This window comes from Serratia sp. 506_PEND, assembly GCF_001076875.1.
Lineage (GTDB): Bacteria > Pseudomonadota > Gammaproteobacteria > Enterobacterales > Enterobacteriaceae > Serratia > Serratia marcescens.
This window is the reverse complement of record NZ_JVEL01000622.1, coordinates 1-558: the sequence shown is the minus strand read 5'-3', so window position 1 is coordinate 558 and position 558 is coordinate 1. Positions and strand designations below refer to the sequence as shown.

The 558-nt window shown below is 55.2% G+C and carries 2 protein-coding genes; both read right to left on the bottom strand.

Annotated elements, in window-relative coordinates:
• Window positions 1–263: lysozyme (locus tag ADK28_RS28370; protein ID WP_048797336.1), on the bottom strand; the 263-nt coding region annotated here is incomplete at its 3' end.
• Window positions 263–514, bottom strand: a complete 252-nt coding sequence (locus ADK28_RS28365) for a phage holin family protein (protein ID WP_226905879.1) — start codon at window positions 512–514, stop codon at window positions 263–265. The genes ADK28_RS28370 and ADK28_RS28365, both read right to left, overlap by 1 nt.
• Window positions 515–558 lie beyond the last annotated feature (44 nt).

Sequence of the window (558 nt, the reverse complement as noted above, 5' to 3'; positions counted from 1 at the left end):
TCTACCCAGTCGAGCGCCTTTTTCTGCTCTGCTGTGTCAATCTGCCTGCACTGCTCGGCGGTCAGGCGCTGGCCCTTCACAACCTTGTGGCCGTTGACCATCGTCACGCCGCCGCAAATTGTCCAGATGCCGACACCGTCCTGGTATGCAGTCAGGCGCTGGCCTTCTTTCTCTTCCTGAAACTGCGACATCATCACCGGGGCCGATGCGCCGGCGGCGATCAGCGCCAACATTACAGCGCTGAGTTTTGATTTGTTCCCCATTACTCACGCTCCAGCATTTCAAGCTCTTCCGTGTCGATCGTCTCCGTGCGTTTTTTTATCCAATCACGTAGAAGCCGCTCGCGCCGGCAGCGGAAGTAAGTACCGAGGGCAATACCAAATGCAGAGCAAAACATGCCGAAAATGACCCCGATAATGATCCATTCACTCTGTGAGAAATAATTAATGATGCCGAGGACGAATGACACTGCGCTACCAGTGTGCACGGCTCCATCGGCTGCTCTGATTAGCATTCGTGACATCCTTACCTCCCGCCGGGCGGTTGGCGCTCATGAAA